The sequence below is a fragment of the Sphingomonas sp. Leaf17 genome (assembly GCF_001421505.1).
Lineage (GTDB): Bacteria > Pseudomonadota > Alphaproteobacteria > Sphingomonadales > Sphingomonadaceae > Sphingomonas.
This window is the reverse complement of the sequence record NZ_LMKL01000001.1, coordinates 230789-245829: the sequence shown is the minus strand read 5'-3', so window position 1 is coordinate 245829 and position 15041 is coordinate 230789. Positions and strand designations below refer to the sequence as shown.

At 68.2% G+C, this 15041-nt stretch carries 14 protein-coding genes; 4 read left to right on the top strand and 10 right to left on the bottom strand.

Translation table 11 applies throughout. The annotated features are described in order from the left end of the window. Positions 1-90 precede the first annotated feature (90 nt). Positions 91-1374: a UDP-N-acetylglucosamine 1-carboxyvinyltransferase gene (gene murA / locus ASE75_RS01180; RefSeq protein ID WP_055927592.1), complete on the top strand. Its 1284-nt coding sequence runs from the start codon at positions 91-93 to the stop codon at positions 1372-1374. Between the two features lie 85 nt (positions 1375-1459). After that, entirely contained in the window at positions 1460-3523 is a 2064-nt protein-coding gene (locus ASE75_RS01175) for a catalase (RefSeq protein WP_055927588.1), read from the top strand. Positions 3524-3577: 54 nt separating this feature from the next. Here ASE75_RS01175 and ASE75_RS01170 read toward each other — a convergent pair whose 3' ends face one another. The 7 genes from ASE75_RS01170 to lgt form a co-directional block, all read right to left on the bottom strand. After that, on the bottom strand, positions 3578-4321 hold the full coding sequence (locus ASE75_RS01170; RefSeq protein WP_055927585.1) for a helix-turn-helix domain-containing protein: 744 nt from the start codon (positions 4319-4321) through the stop codon (positions 3578-3580). 182 nt (positions 4322-4503) lie between these two features. Beyond that, positions 4504-5505 carry a helix-turn-helix domain-containing protein gene (locus ASE75_RS01165; protein WP_055927582.1) on the bottom strand — a complete coding sequence of 334 codons (1002 nt, stop codon included), beginning with the start codon at positions 5503-5505 and terminating at the stop codon, positions 4504-4506. Beyond that, on the bottom strand, positions 5502-6728 hold the full coding sequence (locus tag ASE75_RS01160) for an MFS transporter (RefSeq protein ID WP_268796017.1): 1227 nt from the start codon (positions 6726-6728) through the stop codon (positions 5502-5504). Before ASE75_RS01160 ends, ASE75_RS01165 begins: the two co-directional genes overlap by 4 nt. 173 nt (positions 6729-6901) lie before the next feature. Further along, positions 6902-7681: a peptidoglycan editing factor PgeF gene (gene pgeF, locus ASE75_RS01155; RefSeq protein ID WP_055927576.1), complete on the bottom strand. Its 780-nt coding sequence runs from the start codon at positions 7679-7681 to the stop codon at positions 6902-6904. Beyond that, entirely contained in the window at positions 7678-8190 is a 513-nt protein-coding gene (locus ASE75_RS01150) for a GNAT family N-acetyltransferase (RefSeq protein WP_055927573.1), read from the bottom strand. The genes pgeF and ASE75_RS01150 overlap by 4 nt, the downstream gene beginning before the upstream one ends. Then, positions 8187-9272 carry a class I SAM-dependent methyltransferase gene (locus tag ASE75_RS01145; RefSeq protein ID WP_055929172.1) on the bottom strand — a complete coding sequence of 362 codons (1086 nt, stop codon included), beginning with the start codon at positions 9270-9272 and terminating at the stop codon, positions 8187-8189. The genes ASE75_RS01150 and ASE75_RS01145 overlap by 4 nt, the downstream gene beginning before the upstream one ends. A gap of 54 nt (positions 9273-9326) precedes the next feature. Then, the gene (gene lgt, locus ASE75_RS01140) at positions 9327-10226 is read right to left on the bottom strand and encodes a prolipoprotein diacylglyceryl transferase (protein WP_055927570.1); all 900 of its coding nucleotides are present in this window, start codon (positions 10224-10226) and stop codon (positions 9327-9329) included. Positions 10227-10291: 65 nt separating this feature from the next. On the opposite strand from lgt, the gene ASE75_RS01135 reads away from it, so the two are divergent. Then, entirely contained in the window at positions 10292-11971 is a 1680-nt protein-coding gene (locus ASE75_RS01135) for a class I adenylate-forming enzyme family protein (protein ID WP_200922287.1), read from the top strand. Between the two features lie 85 nt (positions 11972-12056). Here ASE75_RS01135 and ASE75_RS01130 read toward each other — a convergent pair whose 3' ends face one another. From ASE75_RS01130 to ASE75_RS01120, 3 genes are all read right to left on the bottom strand, one after another. Continuing rightward, positions 12057-13364, bottom strand: coding sequence for an Nramp family divalent metal transporter (locus tag ASE75_RS01130; protein ID WP_055927566.1), 1308 nt, complete (start codon positions 13362-13364; stop codon positions 12057-12059). Positions 13365-13395: 31 nt separating this feature from the next. Beyond that, positions 13396-13863 carry a hemerythrin domain-containing protein gene (locus tag ASE75_RS01125; protein ID WP_235512460.1) on the bottom strand — a complete coding sequence of 156 codons (468 nt, stop codon included), beginning with the start codon at positions 13861-13863 and terminating at the stop codon, positions 13396-13398. A 126-nt stretch (positions 13864-13989) separates the two neighbouring features. Beyond that, complete coding sequence (locus ASE75_RS01120; protein ID WP_055927563.1) at positions 13990-14616, bottom strand: DNA-3-methyladenine glycosylase family protein; 627 nt, start codon at positions 14614-14616, stop codon at positions 13990-13992. Between the two features lie 78 nt (positions 14617-14694). On the opposite strand from ASE75_RS01120, the gene ASE75_RS01115 reads away from it, so the two are divergent. Further along, entirely contained in the window at positions 14695-15012 is a 318-nt protein-coding gene (locus tag ASE75_RS01115) for a 2Fe-2S iron-sulfur cluster-binding protein (RefSeq protein WP_055929166.1), read from the top strand. Positions 15013-15041: the final 29 nt, after the last annotated feature.

Below are 15041 nucleotides of genomic sequence, written 5' to 3'. Positions count from 1 at the left end.
AAAGTTCAAAATGGACGCATTAAACTCGATCAATCCGCGACAGGTTCCGTCCCCCTTGCGCCATTTCCGCATGACGATAGACACGCACGCATGGATCGTATCATCATTCGCGGCGGCAACCGCCTGTCCGGCCGTCTTCCCGTTTCCGGTGCCAAGAACGCCGCGCTCACCCTGATGCCGTGCGCGCTGCTGACCGACGAGCCGGTGACGCTGCGCAATCTGCCGCGGCTGGCCGATGTCGACGGGTTCGGCCATCTGCTGAACCAGCTTGGCGCGTCGACCGCGATCGAGGGGACGCGGCCCGAGGAGTTCGGCCGGGTCATGACGATCCGCACCGGCCGGCTGACGTCGACCGAAGCCCCCTATGACATCGTGCGCAAGATGCGCGCGTCGATCCTGGTGCTGGGGCCGATCCTGGCGCGTGCCGGCGAAGCGCGGGTGTCGCTGCCCGGTGGCTGCGCGATCGGCAACCGGCCGATCGACCTGCACCTGAAGGCGCTGGAGGCGATCGGCGCGCAGATCGAACTCGCGGCGGGCTATGTGAAGGCAAGCGCGCCCGGTGGCCGGCTGTCGGGTGGGCGGTATCGGTTTCCCGTCGTGTCGGTCGGCGCGACCGAGAATGTCGTGATGGCCGCCGTGACGGCAAAGGGCAGCTCGATCATCGAGAATGCGGCGCGCGAGCCGGAGATCGTCGACCTGTGTAACCTGCTGGTGGCGATGGGTGCGCGCATTGCGGGGATCGGCACCGAGACGCTGGAAATCGAGGGCGTCGACCGGCTGCACGGCGCAACCTATGCGGTGATGCCCGACCGGATCGAGGCGGGCAGCTATGCCTGCGCCGCCGCGATCACCGGCGGCACGCTCGACCTGGTCGGCGTGAAGGCCGACGACATGCGCGCGACGATCGACGCGCTGGTCGAGGCCGGCGTGGTCGTGACCGAGCAGAAGGACGGCCTGCGCATCGCCGGCCCCGACCGGCTGGGGCCGCTGACGCTGTCGACCGCGCCGTACCCCGGTTTCGCCACCGACATGCAGGCGCAGTTCATGGCGATGCTGTGCATGGCCGACGGGGCCAGCGTGCTGACCGAGACGATCTTCGAGAACCGATACATGCACGTCCCCGAACTGGCGCGCATGGGGGCCGATATCCTGGTGCAGGGCCGTACCGCGGTGGTGAAGGGCGTGAGCAAGCTGGTTGGTGCGCCGGTGATGGCGACCGACCTGCGCGCGTCGATGAGCCTTATCATCGCCGGCCTTGTCGCCGACGGCGAGACGTCGGTGGCGCGGGTCTATCACCTCGACCGGGGTTATGAGCGGCTGGAGGAGAAGCTGCAGGCGGTGGGCGCGGACATCGAACGGGTCAGCGACGGCTGATCTTTTCGACTAACGCCGGTCAAGCGATGGACACGCCGGCGTCACGGCGCGTTGGGGCGGGGAAGATACCCGAGGACCCGATTTCATGACCGAGCAGAACCGCAACCCCGGCAACGGTGGCGAGACGCATCAGCAGGCCGGCGGCGACGTACCCGTGCTGACCACCAACCACGGTGTCCCCGTGTCGGACAACCAGAACAGCCTGAAGTCCGGCGCGCGTGGACCCACGCTGCTCGAAGATTTTGTGTTGCGCGAAAAGATCTTCCACTTCGATCACGAGCGGATCCCGGAGCGGATCGTCCATGCGCGTGGTTCGGGTGCGCACGGCGTGTTCGAGGCGACCGACGACATTTCCGACCTGACCCGCGCCGCAGTGTTCACCAAGGGTACGAAAACGGAGGTGTTCACGCGCTTTTCGACGGTCGCCGGCGGGGCCGGATCGGTCGACACCCCGCGCGACGTGCGCGGCTTCGCGGTCAAGTTCTACACGACCGAGGGCAACTGGGATCTGGTCGGCAACAACATTCCGGTGTTCTTCATTCAGGATGCGATCAAGTTTCCCGACCTGATCCATTCGGTGAAGATGGAGGCCGACCGCGCCTATCCGCAGGCCGGCAGCGCGCACGACACCTTCTGGGACTGGGCATCGCTGACCCCGGAATCGACGCACATGCAGCTGTGGGCGATGTCGGACCGGACCCTGCCGCGCTCGCTCAGGATGATGGAGGGCTTTGGCGTCCACACGTTCCAGCTGGTCAATGCCGAGGGCAAGTCGAGCTTCGTCAAGTTCCACTGGAAGCCCCGGCTTGGTCTTCAGTCGACGATCTGGGACGAGACGCTGAAGCTTCAGGCGGCGGACAACGATTATCACCGTCGTGACCTGTGGGAAGCGATCGACGGCGGCGATTTTCCCGAATGGGACCTGGGCATCCAGGTGTTCGACAAGGCGTTTGCTGATGCACAGCCCTATGACGTGCTCGATTCGACCAAGCTGATCCCGGAGGAGGACGTTCCCGTCCGTATCATCGGTACGATGACCCTGAACCGGAACGCGGACAATTTCTTTGCTGAAACCGAGCAGGTCGCGTTCCTGCCGACCAACGTTGTGCCGGGCATCGACTTTTCGAACGACCCGCTGCTGCAGGGGCGTCTGTTCAGCTATCTCGACACGCAGAAGTCGCGGCTGGGCACGACCAACTTCCATCAGATTCCGATCAACGCGCCGCGCAACGATGCGCAGAATTTCCAGCGCGACGGGATGATGCAGACGAAGGTGCCCAAGGGGCGCGCCAATTACGAACCGAACAGCCTGTCCGTGATCGGCGAGGACGGTGGCCCGCGCGAATCGCCTAACGGTTTTGCCACGACGACCAATCCGACCGGTCCCGACGAGCAGGGCGAGAAACTGCGGATTCGCGCCGAACTGTTTGGCGACCATTACAGCCAGGCACGGCTGTTCTGGGTGTCGATGACGGACAACGAGCGTGCGCATATCGCCTCTGCCTTCACCTTCGAGTTGTCGAAGGTCGGGCCGGCGCATATCCGCAAGCGGGTCGTCGCCAACCTGCGCAACGTGAACGAGGAACTGGCGGCGCGCGTGGCCGACGGGATCGGCATGGACCTGCCGCCTGCGAACCCGGCGTTCCGCGAACCGGTCGACATGGCGCCAAGCCCGGCGTTGTCGATCCAGCGGAACATGAAGGACACGCTGGCGGGCCGCATGGTCGGGGTGTTGATTGCCGACGGGTCCGATGGTGCCGAGATCGACACGGTCACGTCCGCGATCGAAGGCGCGGGCGGCAAGGTCTTTCTGGTGGCCCCGAAGGTCGGCGGTGCGAAGCTGGCCGACGGCAGCATGAAGGAAGCGCATGGGCAGCTGGCGGGCAGCCCGTCGCAGTTGTTCGACGCGGTGGCCGTCGTGCTGTCGGCCGACGGTGCCAGGGCGCTGCTCAAGGAAGGTGCCGCAGTACAATGGGTGATGGACGCGTTCGGTCACCTGAAGGCCGTGGCGGCCAGCGCGGACGCGCGGCCGTTGCTGGACCGGGCGGGCGTGGAAAAGGATGAGGGCGTTGTGGCGCTCGACCAGATCGCCTCGGCCGCGACCAAGCGGTACTGGGCACGCGAGGACGGCGTCCGTACGCTCGCCTGACCCGATCGGTCCGCCATCGTACCGGCCCCCCGGTACGATGGCGGATGCGTTTCCTTAGTGCGGCGCGACCGAGGCCAGGAACCGTCGCGGCGTCATGCCGAGGAAGCGTTTGGCATCGCGCAGGAAATGCGAGCTGTCGAAATAGCCGCAGGCCACCGCGCTGGACATGTCCATGCCGCTCGTCCGAAACCGGTCCATGGCGTGCAGGAACCGGCGGCGGATCAACACGGTCTTCGCCGGGAAACCGAACTGGCGAAGGGCGATCCGGCGCAATGTGTGCGGGGCAAGGCCGACCTGATCGGCAACCGCCGTCGCATCGACGATCATGGTATCGTCAACGATGCGCATCAGTGCCCGGATTTGCGGCACGACGGTCGACATGGTGCCCACGACATGATCCGCGATCAGTCCGCGCACGATCCGGGCCACGTCCTGCTCGCTATGTACCGGGGACAGCAGCACCGCCAGATCGTCGGCAAACGCCTCCATGCCAAGCTGATCGGGCGTCACGATGCGGTCGGCGATCGTCTCGGCCGAAACGTCGGTCAGCCCGCACCAGTCGAGCGCCGTCAGCGGTATTTCGATCGAGGAGGCCGCGTCACTCCAGGACAGGCGCGGCTTGCTGGTCGGGCCGACGATGGCGATGGCGGGCAGGGGCGCGTAGTGGCGATTGCCGATCGTCGTCGCGACATGACCCGGGCCGCGCGTCACCAGCACCCGCGCCTCACCCGGCAGCGTCCATGATGGCAGGCCCGGATCACGCGCCGCGCGGGCGGTGGGCAGGGCGGCCCGGATCACCGTGGCGGAATCCCGTAATGCCAGGGCTGCCGATGACGAAACCATGTTATTCTCCGCACGTCCGGCAGTGGCAAGGCGTTGCGCCGGAACGGTTCTCCTTGGTACAAAACGGTCGATGTGGACCATGCCCGGTCGTCTCATCGCTGAGACATCGGTCCATTTTGGATTTTAGAATCCGGTGGTCAGCGCATCGTGTCGTCCAGAAACTGCATCGCGCGCAGCGGTACCGGCGTGCTGCCCTGCGCCGCGCGTTCGATGCGGTACTGGCCCGGGCGAATCCCGTATCGCTTCTGGAACAGGCGACTGGCATGGGCCTCGCTGCGGAAGCCGGCGTCGAGCGCCAGTTCACCGAAGGGGCGCGTTTCAGCCTCGTCGTTCAACGCCAGCAGCAGCAGTTGCAGCCGGCGTGTCTGGATATGGCTGGTCAGGCCGCCATAGGGCTTGAACAGCCGGTACAGGGTGGCGCGCGACAGATCGGCACGCTGGACGATCATGTCGGGGCCAAGCGCGGGATCGGCGATATGCGCGTCGATCAGCGCGCGGATGCGGGACAGGCGCATCGCATCGCGCGCGGTTGCGGGCCGCTCGACGGCACCGGTGACCGCGCCCAGGGCACCGGCGACCAGCAAAAACAGCGCGTCGATCGCGGACCGCCGCGCGGGCGGGTTCAGCGCATCCATGCGACGGAGCAACAGCGCGACATAGTCGATCAGCAGCGCGGTGCCGTCCGCCGACAGGATCGTGCCATGCAGGTTGCGGACCGGCCCGATGGTGGCGAGGAAATCGTCGCGGGCGATGCGGATGTTGTAGGATCGTGCGAACCGCGTCCGGTTGCGCATCGGCCGCTGCATGTCGAGAATGACGCCGCTGCCGGCCGGGACCGGCGCGAACCCGCGACCGGTGTCCACCTCCACCGCGCCGTCGGCGACGAGGGTCAGCAGCAGGTGGTCAAACCCGTCCTGTCCGGCCCGTTCCGCCCCGCGGACATGGCCGACATCGTGCAGGTCGCGTTCGTAGATGGTGACCCGGTCGGACGCCCAGGCGGTGACCCGCGCGGCAAAATCGGGGCCGAGCCGTATGGCGTCGGATCCATTGGCATAGAGATCGCGGTATCGGTCGAATCGCTCGTCTTCGGGCAGCGTGGCACTGTCGAACCGAAAGATCGTGGCGTCGGGGCCGGTCACCGCACGGCCGCCAGCGTCGTCGGCCGGATCGCGATGCCCGCCGCCAGCAGCGCGTTGAACCCGGCCCCGCCGGCGGCGACCAGGACCAGCGCGGCCGCCAGCCCCTGACCATCCGCTGCGGTCAGGCCCGAATCACTCAACAGGCCGGTCAGCAGCGGCCCGCCGCCGGCCCCGACCAGCGTGACCAGCGCCAGGAAGACGCCCGTCGTGGTGCCGCGCCGGTCGGCGGGCGATGCGGTCTGGACGGCCTGCAGGGCGATGAACGCCGCCATCCCGATCACCAGCAGGACACCGGCCAGCGACAGGCCGATGACGACCGGTCGCGGGGCGTGGGTGGCGACGACCAGCAGGGGCAGGGCGATGCCGAGGCAGACGGCGTTGGCGACGAGGGGCCGGCGGGAAATCCACGCGATCCGCTGTATCGCCAGTCCACCGACAAGCTGCCCGGCAAACCCCATGACGAGCAGGATACCGCCGAAGACCGTCGCGGCGTCGGCCGGCGTGAACCCGCGCATCCGCACGAGCAGCGACGGCATCCACGCGGCGATGCTCTGGCCGATCAGGACCGGTGCAAAGGCTGCGGCGAACAGCGGGATCAGCGCGGCCGGTACAGGCCCGGTGGCGTGGGCCGGGGCCAGCGCCGGCGCATCGGGGCGTATCGCGCGATGGCGCGGCAGGGTCCGGCAACACACCCCGGCCAGCAAAGCAATCGACAGCGCCATCACCAGCGGCAGGACGCGCCAGCCGTCGATACCGGTCGTCCGGCCCAGCGTGAGGCTCGCCGCCAGCACCAGACCCGCGATCATGAATCCGGTGCTGCGGCCAAGCGCCGATGCGCCGGTGAACAGCGCCAGCGGGGGTGGTCCAGTCCGGCCGCGCGGCGCATCGCGCACGATCAGCAGGATGGCGGCAGGCACGAACGCCGCCTGCCCAAGCCCCAGCAACAGCTGGCCGAGGAAGAACAGGCCGAACCGGTCGCTGATCGCGACGATACCCGACGCCACGGCCACGACGGCCAGACCGGCGATCATCAGGCGGCGCGGCGCGTGTCGATCCGCCCAGGACCCGAAAGTGATCGCGGCCACGCCATACATCACCGCGAACGCCGGACCCATCAGCACGCCGAGCGCGGTGTCGGTGAAGTGATATTGCCGCCCCAGCACGGGGACGATCGCGGCAAACGCCGACCGACTCGCCATCGTCGCCAGATGGGCGAGACACAAGGCGGTGATGGCGGTTGCGGGAAGGGGGCGGGCGTTGTCCAAGACACAACCGCGCTACACGCCGGGAGGGCGCGCGGAAAGAGGGCGCGACCAGCGCCACAGGACATAATGTTGCAGTTTCTTGTCTTTGCGTCTCAGCAAGCGCCTGTTGCTACGGCATCGGTGTTTCGGGTTCAGTCCATCATGCCGATGATGGCGATCTGCCGGCCATAGCCCGGTTCCGACCGGTGGGTGGAGCGGCGATAGCTGTAGAAGCGGGAATCGTCGGCATAGGTGTCCAGACCAAGCGCCTCGACCCGGCCGATCCCGGCGGCGGCCAGTCGGTGGGTGACATAGGCCTCCAGGTCGAAACGGTGATGGCCCGCGCGGGAATCGACGAAGAAGCGTTCGTTCGCCGGATCGGCGTCGGTGAACCGGCGCTGGAAGGCGGCGTCCACTTCGTATGCGGTGCGGGCGATGCACGGACCGATCGCGGCGACGATCCGGGCGCGGTCCGCGCCCAGCGTCTCCATCGCGGCGATGGTCGAATCGGTAACGCCGGCGATCGCGCCCTTCCAGCCGGCATGGGCGGCCCCGACCACGCCGGCCGTGCGGTCGGCCAGCAGCACCGGCGCGCAATCGGCGGTCAGGATGCCGAGGGCCAAGCCGGGGCGGTTGGTGACCAGCGCGTCGGCATGGGGGCGGTCGTGGTCGGCAAAGGCGGCGGTCACGACCACGGCGTCGGCGGAATGGACCTGATAGGGGGTCAGCAATGTCGTGCCGGGCAGGATCACCTGCAGCGCCCGCCGGCGGTTTTCGGCGACCGCCGCTGGGTCGTCCTCCGACCCCGGTCCGACGTTCAGCCCGGCGTGGAGGCCGGTCGACACACCGCCGCGCCGGCCGAGAAAGCCGTGCGCGATACCGGCCAGCGTCCGGGCGCGGATCACGTCGATGTCGGGGGTGGTGGTCGTCACAGCGTCAGCCGCATGATCCGGTCCTCGTCGATATGGGTGCCGACCGCGAAGTCGTAACGGCCGATGTCGACGAAACCGTAGCGGGCATAGAAGGCGCGCGCACGGTGATTGTCGACATAGACGCTGAGGATCAGCGCGCTGCATCCCATGCGCCTTGCGGTCGCGATCGCCCAGTCCATCAGCAACGGGCCGACCCCCGTGCCGTGGCTGTCGGCCAGCGCATAGAGCTGGTGCAATTCGATCGCGTCCGCCGGCCAGTCGCCGGGAAACAGCACCGGTCCCAGCTTGGCGAAGCCGACGATTGCGTCGCCGCTGGTCGCCACGCGGATTCGGTAGGCCGGGTCACCAAGCTGCGCGGGCAGGCCGGCGGGGCCGAACGTCGTGTCGAGGAACGCGGCCAGATCGGCGGGGGCGTAAAGCGTGCCGAACGTCTCGGTGAACGACTGGCGACCCATCGCGGCGAGTGCGGGGCCGTCGGCGGGCAGGGCGTCGCGGCTGGTGGCGCTCATGCGAACGCGGCCGGGGCGGGCCAGCCGGGCGCGGTGACGGCCAGCGCCTTGAACAGGGTGCCCATCGCCTGCATCAGCCGGTTGCGGTCGGCGAGGATCCGGTCGGCGCGGTCGGGACTGGCGGCGGCCAGCACGCTCGCCCGCGCGTCGATGCCGAGCGCGCCGAGCAGGTCGCGCTGGTCGACCGGACCCCAAGCGACGCCGCCACAGCCTTGCGCGGCGGCGGCGAGCGTCGCGAAATCGACATGCGCGGTCAGATCCTGCTCGCCGGGCGTGTCGAAGGGATTGGCGAAACCGTGGCCGCGCACCGCCTGCAACGTGTCGCCGACCGCCGGACCTTCATAGCCATAGTCGATGGCGAGCACCGCGCCGCCCTGCGCCACCACGCGCGCGGCCAGCGCACGCATGACCGCGATCGAGTCGGGGGAGGCTTCCAGGATCGACCCCGGCGCTGCGTCGCGCAGGGGTTCGGGAATCACCGAATCAGGCAGGGCCGCGCCGGCGATCGGCAGGAACAGCGTATCCTGACAGGCGACGAGGCGTTCGTGCCACTGCTCGCGCTTGACCAGTTGGCGGATCGGCAGCGCGTCAAAAAATTCGTTGGCGACGACGATCAGCGCGCGGTCGGTTGGCAGCGTGTCGATCGCGTCGTGCCACGTTGCGTTCGGCACGCGCTCTGCCTGCCGAACGCGCAGCACCGGGCTGGTTTCGACGAAATGCACCGGCGGGGTCAGGCCGGCGCGCGCCATCGCCCGCAGTGCGTCGGCGGCGAGCGTCCCGCGGCCCGGTCCCAGTTCGACCCACGCCACGTCCGGGCGACCGGCGCGGTCCCAAAGGTCGGCGCACCACAGGCCGATCAGCTCGCCGAACATCTGGCTGATTTCGGGCGCGGTGGTGAAGTCTCCGGCGGTCCCCAGCGGGTCGCGGCTGGCGTAATAGTGCGCGTTGGCGGCGGCCATGAACTGCGCGACCGACATCGGCCCGGCCAGCGTCATCGCGCTGGCGAGACGGTCGGTGAGGGGGGTGGTTTCCGTTCCCCTCCCGCTTGCGGGAGGGGTTAGGGGAGGGGTTTCTTCAGACATGATGCCGCGGTCCATGCCCTCCCCCGACCCCTCCCGCAAGCGGGAGGGGAGACGTCACGCGACGCTTTCGGTACCGGCGATCGGCTCCACGCGGACGCGGCGCCTGTCGGCGGTGGCGACCAGGAACAGGCCGCCCAGGATCATCGGCACGCACAGCCACTGGCCCATGTGCAGGCCGGTCGCCTCGGCAAAGGCGCGCAGTTGCTGGTCGGGTTCGCGGAAGAACTCGACGGTGAAGCGGGCAAGGCCGTAGCCGACGAGGAACAGGCCGACGAGCTTGCCCGGCGCATAGCGCGCCTTCGTTTTCCAGAACGCGAACCACAGCAGCGCGAACAGCACGACGCCCTCAAGTCCCGCCTCGTACAGCTGGCTCGGGTGGCGGGCCGGTTCGACCATGCCGAACGGCACGGTGCGCTCGAACACGATGCCCCAGGCAACCGTCGTCGGCTTGCCCCACAACTCGCCATTGACGAAATTGGCGAGGCGGCCGAGGCCGAGGCCGAAGGGCACGCAGCAGGCGATATAGTCGTGGACCCGCAGCCAGTTCAGCTGGTGCTTGCGCGCGAACAGGATCAGGCCGAGCGACACGCCGATCACGCCGCCATGGAACGACATGCCGCCGTCCCACAGCCGCAGGATGCGCAACGGGTGCAGGATCATTTCCGGCGCGTAGAACAGGACATAGCCGATCCGCCCGCCGAGGATGACGCCGAGCGTGGCGTAGAACACGAGGTCGTCGGCATGGCGCCGGGCCATCGGCGCGCCCGGCTGGGCCAGCAGCTTCAGCAGATACCACCAGCCGAGCAGGATGCCGCCGATATAGGCGAGGCTGTACCAGCGCAGCGTGAAGAAGCCGACCGAGAACACGACCGGGTCAAGGCCCAGATCGGCGAACCGGACATGGCCCGCCGGCGGGGCGGTGACGGCAGCGGCAACGAGAGACGACAGGATCAAGGCTTTCCCCCTGGGTTTGGCGTCTGCATAGTGGCGCAAAGGCATTAGACCAAGTGGAGAGAATGATGCGGACGGACCTGGACCGGCTGATGGATGCGCATCTGGCACGGCTGACTGGCGACGATGGCCCGTTGCGGCTGGGTACGGTGGAGCGGTTCGGGCGATCCGTGCCGATGATCGCCACCGCGCCGCCGTCGCTGCCCGCCTACTTCGCGCATTATTGCGCCGAACATGCCGGCCTGACGATGCTGGTCGCCGGAGCCGAGCGGCTGACCTTTGCCGAGGTGTATGCGCAGGCGCGGGGCGTCGCTGCTGCATTGGTCCACGATCACGGGGTCGGCATGGGCGACCGGGTCGGCATTGCGATGCGCAATTCGCCGTCGTGGATCGCGCTGTACATGGGGATCGTCATGGCCGGCGGGGTCGCGACCTTATTGAACGGCTGGTGGCAGACCGAGGAACTGGCGGCCGCGATCGCCGACGTCGATTGCCGGCTGGTGTTCGCCGATCCACCGCGCGCGGCCCGGCTGGCGGGCCTTGGCGTCAGGGTTGTGACGATCGACGACCGGTTGCCGCTGGCCGAGGCGCTGGTTGCGGTGGGGACGGCACCGGATGGCCGCGACGACCTGCCGCAGCCCGGCCCCGACGATGCCGCGACGATCCTGTTCACCTCCGGCTCGACCGGCCGGTCCAAGGGGGCGCTGTCCGATCACCGGGCGGTGGTGCAGGGCGTGTTCAGTTTTCTGGCGCAGGCGCTGACGATGCTGGGTATCGCGACCGACATGGGCACGCCGCCGGTCGGGCAGCCGGCCACGTTGCTGAACGTGCCGCTATTCCACGTCACCGCCGAAATCCCGGTGTTCCTGCAGAGCTTCGCGATGGGCCGCAAGCTGGTGCTGATGGCGAAATGGGATGCCGAGGATGCGATGCGGCTGATCGAGGCGGAGCGAGTCACCTATTTCGTCGGGGTGCCGCTGATGAGTTTCGAGATGCTGACCCATCCCAACCGCGCCGCCTATGACCTGTCGACCGTGACCGACTTCGCCGCCGGCGGCGCACCGCGTCCGGTCGAGCATGTCCGGCGGCTGAACGACGAGATGGGCGGCGGCGCGCCGCTGATCGGGTACGGCCTGACCGAGACGAACAGCGTCGGTTCCGGCAACTGGCGCAGCAATTACCTGGCCAAGCCCAATTCGACCGGTCGCGCGTCGCTGCCGCTGGTCGACATGGCGATCCTCGACGATGCCGGCCACGCGCAAGCGGCCGGGGTGCGCGGCGAGGTGTGTATCCGCTCGGTCGCCAATTTCCGAGAATATTGGGCAAACCCCCAGGCGACCGCCGACGCCTTCACCGCCGATGGTTATTTCCGCACCGGCGACATCGGCTATCTGGACGAGGACGGCTATTTGTTCATCGTCGACCGCAAGAAGGACATCATCATCCGCGGCGGCGAGAATATCAGCTGCCTGGAGGTCGAGGCCGCGCTGTACGAACATCCGCAGGTTGCCGAGGCGGCGGTCTTCGGCTTGCCCGACGAGAAATATGGCGAGGTGCCGGGCGCGGTCGTGCTGTTGCAGGACGGGGCGGACCTGACGTCCGACGACCTGTGTGCCTTCCTGTTCCAGCATATCGCGGCGTTCAAGGTGCCGGCGCGGATCTGGATCGTCGACGCACCCCTGCCGCGCCTGGGGACGGAGAAGATCGACAAGGTGACGCTTAGGGACCGGTATCGGGCGCTGGTGTGAGGTGGGCGGGAACCTTACGATCCGTCATTGCCTCGCTGCGCTCGTGGGTGACGGGGTAGGGGTGCCCCATCGCGATACGGTCGCCCTACAGCATCCCCCACAGCAGCGTCGCGTTCAGGCCGATGATGACGGTCGTGATGACCCAGGCGATGACGCCCAGCCAGCGTGGCGACACCAGACTGCCCATGACCGTCCGGTTGCTGGTGAACTGCACCAGCGGCACGACCGCGAAGGGCAGTTGCAGGCTGAGAATGACCTGACTCAGCACCAGCAGGCGGGTGGCGCCCGCGTCGCCGGCGGCACCGACGACCAGCACAGCCGGCACGATCGCCAGCAGTCGCGTGACCATCCGCCGCAGCCACACCTTCATCCGCAGGTGGAGGAACCCCTCCATGACGATCTGCCCCGCCAGCGTGCCGGTGACCGTCGAGTTCTGGCCCGAGGCGAGCAGGGCGATCGCGAAGATCACGCTGGCCGCGCCGACGCCGAGCATCGGGCTGAGCAGGCGGTAGGCCTCGTCGATCTCGGCGATGTCGGTGCGGCCGGCGGTGTGGAAGGCGGCGGCCGCGAGGATCAGGATCGAGGCGTTGATGAAGAAGGCGAGCGCCAGCGCGACGGTGCTGTCGATCGTCGCCATCTTCGCCGCCTCGTGCCGGCCGGCCTCGTCCTGTGCGAAGGCGCGGGTCTGGACGATCGAGGAGTGGAGGTAGAGATTGTGCGGCATGACGGTCGCGCCGAGGATGCCGATCGCCAGGTACAGCCTGGCCGGGTCGGTGACGATTTCGGGCGTCGGCACCAGCCCGCCGAGGACGTCGCGCAGGTTGGGCTGTGCGGCGATCAGTTCGAAGACGAAACAGCCGGCGATGATCGCCAGCAGCGCGATGACGAACGCCTCCAGCTTGCGAAACCCGAACCGCTGGAGCGCGAGGATCAGGAATACGTCGAGCGCGGTCAGACACACGCCCCAGACCAGCGGCAGGCCGAACAGCAGTTTCAGCGCGATGGCGGTGCCGAGCACCTCGGCCAGGTCGCAGGCGATGATCGCGATCTCGCACAGCACCCACAGGGCGAAGGCCACCGGCCGCGAATAGTGCGCGCGGCACGCCTGCGCCAGATCCATGCCGGCGGCGATGCCGAGCCGCGCGGCCAGCGCCTGCAGCACGATCGCCATCAGGTTGGACATCAGCACGACCGACAGCAGGGCATAGCCAAAGGCCGACCCGCCGGCGATGTCGGTCGCCCAGTTGCCGGGGTCCATATAGCCGACCGCGACCAGATAGCCGGGGCCGGCAAACGCCGCGAACCGCCGCCAGCCCCTGGCGGCGGCGGGCACGGCGACGGTGCGGTGGCTTTCGGCCAGCGACCGGGTGAAATCGGTATTGGGGGATGCCATCACCTGCCGCTTTGGCCGATGATGGCGCGCATCACAAGCGGTGCGGGGCGGGCGTGGGGGCCGACGGACGGGCGGGCGCTGTACCGGCGGTGCTGACCGCGTCGATGCAGGGGTAGAGTTCGTTTTCCTCGCGCGCGATCCGCTTGCCCAGCGCGTCGAGGATGCGGCGGGTATCCTTGGCGAAGGCGGGCCATTCGCCCTCGATCCGTTCGACCGGCCAGCGCTGCATGTAGGCGGCATAGTCCGCCGCCAGCCCGCAGACTTCGGCGGCGAACAGTTCGGCGAGGCGCGCGGTGGTCGGCGAGGGCGACCGGGTAAGCTGCGGGTAGAGCAGCTTGTCCTCCTTCGCCAGATGCATCAGCAGCACCCGGTTGAAGCGCCAGCGGACCGTCGACAGGCCCGCCAGGTCGGGCGCCGCCCGGGTAACCTGCGCGACGAGGGCGGTCGTCAGCGCGATCAGTTCGTCATGTTCACGCGACAGGCATTGGCGATCCAGCATTGCATCCCCCATTGGACGAACGGCCCTATTGGATGAACGGCGCAGTCGCAGGCGACCCGTTCCAAGGACTCGACAGTAGGACGCCACCGTTGATGAAAAGCTGTGCGAGGATAGTGAATGTCATCTTTACCCGATGACCTTCATCCCCGCCTGATAGTGATGCCAGGCGAAGATCGCCGCCGCCCCGCGGTGTGGCCGCCAGCGTTCGGCGAGTTCGCGCGTCCGCTTTTCGCTGGGGCGCGTGTCGTGGCCCAGGATCCGGCCGACCGCGATCTGCACCGCCAGGTCGCCCGCCGGCCAGATGTCGGTGCGTCCTTCCGCGAACAGCAGGTAGATTTCGGCCGACCAGCGGCCGATGCCCTTCACCCGGATCAGCGCGGCGATCGCCTCCTCGTCGTCCGCCGGCAGATGGTCGAGGTCGAGCCGGCCGCTGGTCACCTCGTCGGCGAGGCTGCGGGCATAGCTGGCCTTCTGGCGCGACAGGCCGGCGCTGCGGAGTTCCTCGTCACTGGCGGCGGCGACCGCCTCCGGTGAGGTGGCGTCACCCAGCACCGCCTCCAGCTTGCGCCAGACCGATTCGGCCGACGCCACGCTGACCTGCTGGCCGACGATGGTGCGCAGCAATGTCGGATAGCCGCGCGCGCTGATCCGGGGGGCGGGATAGCCCGCCTCGGCCAGCGCGACCGCGAACGCGGGTTCGGCGGCGGCCAGCGCATCCATCGCGTGACCGATCTGTTCGGCGTTCAGCCCCATGACGAAGCGACCGGCGGGAATGCTTGATTGCCGCAGGGCGGCACGGCATGGGCGGAGAAATGGTTTTTGGAGAGCATGATGCCCAAGCTTATCGTGACGACGCGCGAAGGGGAAGAACGCGAGATCGACGGCGAGGCCGGGCTGTCCGTGATGGAGGTGATCCGCGATTCCGGGATCGACGAGATTCTTGCGCTGTGCGGCGGATGCTGTTCGTGCGCGACCTGCCACGTCCATGTCGACGCGGCGTTCGTCGGCCTGCTGCCGAAGATGGGACCGGACGAGGACGACCTGCTCGATTCGACCAGCGACCGTGACGCGGGGTCGCGGCTGTCGTGCCAGATCATGTTCGACGACACGCTGGACGGGTTGAAGGTGCGGATCGCCGCGGAGGACTGAGGCTATACCCGTCATCCCGGATCACGTCC

Bases quoted from the DNA above. Each gene is read 5' to 3' on its own strand.
- murA (WP_055927592.1), top strand. From the start codon at position 91: ATGGATCGTATCATCATTCGCGGCGGCAACCGCCTGTCCGGCCGTCTT.
- ASE75_RS01175 (WP_055927588.1), top strand. From the start codon at position 1,460: ATGACCGAGCAGAACCGCAACCCCGGCAACGGTGGCGAGACGCATCAG.
- ASE75_RS01150 (WP_055927573.1), bottom strand. From the start codon at position 8,190: ATGAGCGCCACCAGCCGCGACGCCCTGCCCGCCGACGGCCCCGCACTC.
- ASE75_RS01145 (WP_055929172.1), bottom strand. From the start codon at position 9,272: ATGTCTGAAGAAACCCCTCCCCTAACCCCTCCCGCAAGCGGGAGGGGA.
- ASE75_RS01135 (WP_200922287.1), top strand. From the start codon at position 10,292: ATGCGGACGGACCTGGACCGGCTGATGGATGCGCATCTGGCACGGCTG.
- ASE75_RS01130 (WP_055927566.1), bottom strand. From the start codon at position 13,364: ATGGCATCCCCCAATACCGATTTCACCCGGTCGCTGGCCGAAAGCCAC.
- ASE75_RS01125 (WP_235512460.1), bottom strand. From the start codon at position 13,863: ATGCTGGATCGCCAATGCCTGTCGCGTGAACATGACGAACTGATCGCG.
- ASE75_RS01120 (WP_055927563.1), bottom strand. From the start codon at position 14,616: ATGGGGCTGAACGCCGAACAGATCGGTCACGCGATGGATGCGCTGGCC.
- ASE75_RS01115 (WP_055929166.1), top strand. From the start codon at position 14,695: ATGCCCAAGCTTATCGTGACGACGCGCGAAGGGGAAGAACGCGAGATC.